Source organism: Occallatibacter sp., from assembly GCF_049802275.1.
Lineage (GTDB): Bacteria > Acidobacteriota > Terriglobia > Terriglobales > Acidobacteriaceae > Telmatobacter.
This window is the reverse complement of record NZ_JBARMD010000174.1, coordinates 1-3278: the sequence shown is the minus strand read 5'-3', so window position 1 is coordinate 3278 and position 3278 is coordinate 1. Positions and strand designations below refer to the sequence as shown.

The 3278-nt window shown below is 53.8% G+C and carries 4 protein-coding genes; all 4 read left to right on the top strand.

Features of this window, described 5'->3' with window-relative positions:
* On the top strand, positions 1-333 hold a 333-nt coding region (locus tag WA354_RS05620; protein WP_472812029.1), incomplete at its 5' end, for a hypothetical protein.
* A 398-nt stretch (positions 334-731) separates the two neighbouring features.
* Positions 732-929 (top strand): Flp family type IVb pilin, encoded by a 198-nt coding sequence (locus WA354_RS05615; protein WP_472812028.1) that lies wholly within the window; start codon positions 732-734, stop codon positions 927-929.
* A gap of 194 nt (positions 930-1123) precedes the next feature.
* Entirely contained in the window at positions 1124-2881 is a 1758-nt protein-coding gene (locus WA354_RS05610; protein WP_472812027.1) for a hypothetical protein, read from the top strand.
* Positions 2882-2931: 50 nt separating this feature from the next.
* Positions 2932-3278: glycosyltransferase family 2 protein (locus tag WA354_RS05605; protein WP_472812026.1), on the top strand; the 347-nt coding region annotated here is incomplete at its 3' end.

The window sequence follows — 3278 nt, the reverse complement described above, 5'->3', positions numbered from 1 at the left end:
ACACAAAACCTCACTTGGGCGACGACTCTGACCTGGACCTTGGTTCTAAACGTGTATATGCCTGTCTATGACACTCTACTGATCGCTGTTGCTGTGACACTTACCATTGGTGCGCTCAAGCAAATCGATGGGAGGAATGCAACGGTGTGGGTCGCTCTCCTTGCGATCGGGATCTCGGCAGTATCCCTGAATGCGGAGAACATCGCACAGAATCACGAAATCCAGCCGTTAACGCCTTTGATTCTTCTTCTAGGGCTTGTGCAGGCCATCGCCTTGCAGGGTGTTGTTAAAAAGAAAGAATTAAGTGAGGACCTCGCTGTTTCCTTGAAGTGAATCTGAATTGAACGCATTTGGTCATCCGAAAGGCTCACTTAGTGAGCTTACTTTCGTGCTGGCTTTCATGCTTGTTCCCGTGCTGATTGCCCGAGGTTTGTTGGTATGCTGAGACCAAGTCGTGAAAGCTACTTCGAGGGGTGGATGTTGTGAGGATCGCGAAATCGAATCGATCAACCGATCCAGTTGTAAATACAACTTTGGAGATGTATTGCCATGGGGGTTTGTCAACTCCCGCTGAAGTACGTTGGTATACATCTTTCGTGGTATCCCCTTTGATGTCTTATTGACTTCTAATGGAGCGAAGTGCTAAAAACGATGGCACAACACCTGCTCACAATGCACTACCACCAGTCAGTGACTGGAACCCCAACCCAGGAAATGGAGAATTCACAACAATGAATGATCTGATGATCAAGATGTACCTCACTCTCAAGTCTCTGATGGCTCGGGAAGAAGGTCAGGATCTGGTCGAGTATGCTCTCGTCGTAGCCCTGATCGCATTCGGCGCAGTCGCTGGCATGAAACTCCTTGCCACCGGCCTCAACAATGCGTTCGATAACATCACGAACGTCTTGTCGAGCAACATCACATAGTCCCGACCCGGCTTTGCCGGAAGCTAACACCTGCAGCCTGGTCAGTGATTTCACTACCAGGCTGCTGTGTTTTTGAAGAGTTTTTCTCCCAAAGGCAAGATAACAGTTCGTTGGTTTCCCGAGCCTAACCAATCAGATTGGCCGCTTGCGTTTTTGAGCGCTCCTCGGTGCCCGGGCTGTGTCAAAGTATCAGTATGTCCATCTCACATCCGGGGTTCCCAGATCAGGCTGTCACTCTGACATTGCTTGAGGGCGGTCTAACAGCGATCGTTCTGGGGTTGTCTTTCGCGTGGCCGCGACTAGGCGCCTCATGGTTTTCGCACATAGAGCATTTCCTCGCCAAACTGGCACGGAGAAAAGTGGCGGCCGTAACGACGGTTGGGCTCTCCGGGCTTATTTTGCGCCTGGCGATTCTCCCTTGGTGCGGCGTTCCACATCCCTTTGTCCCTGATGACTTCAGCTTTCTGCTTGCTTCTGACACCTTTTCCCATGGCCGTCTGACCAACTCCACCCCGGCTATGTGGATCCATTTTGAATCGATTCACATCGACATGCTGCCGACTTACATGTCGATGTACTTTCCCACCCAAGGCATGGTGTTGGCGGCTGGCAAATTGCTCTTCGGCAACCCGTGGTTTGGCACCCTGATCATGAGCGCGCTGATGTGCGCCACGATTTGCTGGATGCTTCAAGCCTGGATGCCGCCGTCCTGGGCGTTCCTAGGCGGCATGCTTGCCGTCATCCACCTTGGGCTGTTCAGTTACTGGATCAACACCTTTCATGCCGCTGGGTCAATCGCGGCACTCGGGGGAGCGCTAGTACTTGGCGGATTGCCAAGGTTTAAGCTTCGACCAGTTTTTCGGTATGCACTACTCATGGCCGTGGGCATCGCGATCATGTTCACAACCCGGCCATTCGAGAGCATGTTGTTGTTCATTCCGGTTGCGGTGTCGCTGGTCCGCTGGTACCTGGTCGCCAGCAACCGACCAACTCCCTCTTCGCTCTTGCGGAGCACTGCGATTCCGCTGATGGTTGTGGTTGGAGCCGCTGCGTGGATGGGCTACTACGATTACCGCGTCTTCGGCAATCCGCTTACCTTGCCCTATTCAGTAAACCGATCCACCTACGCAATGGCGCCTTATTTTGCATGGCAGAAGGCCCGTCCTGAGCCCGCATACCACCACGATGAAATGCGCCGCTTCTATCACGAGGATGAGTTTGTCGATTACCAAAGAGCTCACTCTCTAGCTGGATTCTTCAAAATGACGCTAATCAAGGCCTTTATTGGAGTTCTTTTTTTCACTGGCCTTGCGTTCCTCCCTCTAACGTTCTGGCTACCGCGGATATTCCACGACCGGCGCCCCCGATTCCTTGTGATTTGCCTGCTCGTCTTGACCGCTGGGATGCTGGTTGAGATTTTTCTGGTCCCCCACTATCTGGCTCCTTTCACTGCGGCCATCTACGCCCTCGGCTTGCAGGCCATGCGACATATGCGGCAGTGGCGTCCCGGCGACCAGACAGTCGGCATCACCTGGACGCGGCTCACTTGCGTACTCCTCCTCGCCATGACAGTCCTCCGTCTTGGCGCTCAGCCTCTCCGTTTGACGCTCCGTGAATGGCCTTCGTCGACGTGGAACACAAGCTGGTATGGTCCTGAGGTATTCGGCGCGGACCGCGTCAATGTGGAACAGCAGTTGGAGAGGCTGCCCGGCGGCCAGATCGCAATCGTCCGATACTCTCTCGCTCATAATCCTCAGGACGAGTGGGTCTACAATGCCGCGGATATAGATCAATCCAAGGTAATCTGGGCCCGCGAAATGGACTCCGCCAGCAACCGGGAACTATTTCAATATTACGGAGACCGTAAAGTCTGGCTAGTAGAACCGGACAAGCAGCCGGTTGCGGTCTCTCCGTACCCATTACCAGGGCAGGTCACTTCCAGCGGACGATAGTGCGTTTGCTCCCGCATGCATGAGAATGGAAAGATACCGGTGGTGAATCGATGATTAACGGAAAGCGCATCGCGGTGGTCATGCCAGCCTATAACGCTGAAAAAACGTTGGAGATGACCGTGCGCGAACTGTCCGACCTTGTCGACATCAAGATCCTTGTCGACGACTCAAGCAAAGACAAAACGGTTGCCCTCTCCAAGCAGCTGGGAGTTCACACCTTCGTCCATGATTCAAATTACGGATACGGTCGCAACCAGCAAACCTGCTATCGCGAGGCCCTTGCTGCGGGCGCCGATATCGTCGTCATGGTACACCCCGATTACCAGTACACACCATCCCTGGTTCCGGCGATGGCAGGCATGATCGCCAGCGGTGTCTACGACATGGTGCTTGCCTC

Bases quoted from the DNA above. Each gene is read 5' to 3' on its own strand.
- WA354_RS05615 (WP_472812028.1), top strand. From the start codon at position 732: ATGAATGATCTGATGATCAAGATGTACCTCACTCTCAAGTCTCTGATG.
- WA354_RS05610 (WP_472812027.1), top strand. From the start codon at position 1,124: ATGTCCATCTCACATCCGGGGTTCCCAGATCAGGCTGTCACTCTGACA.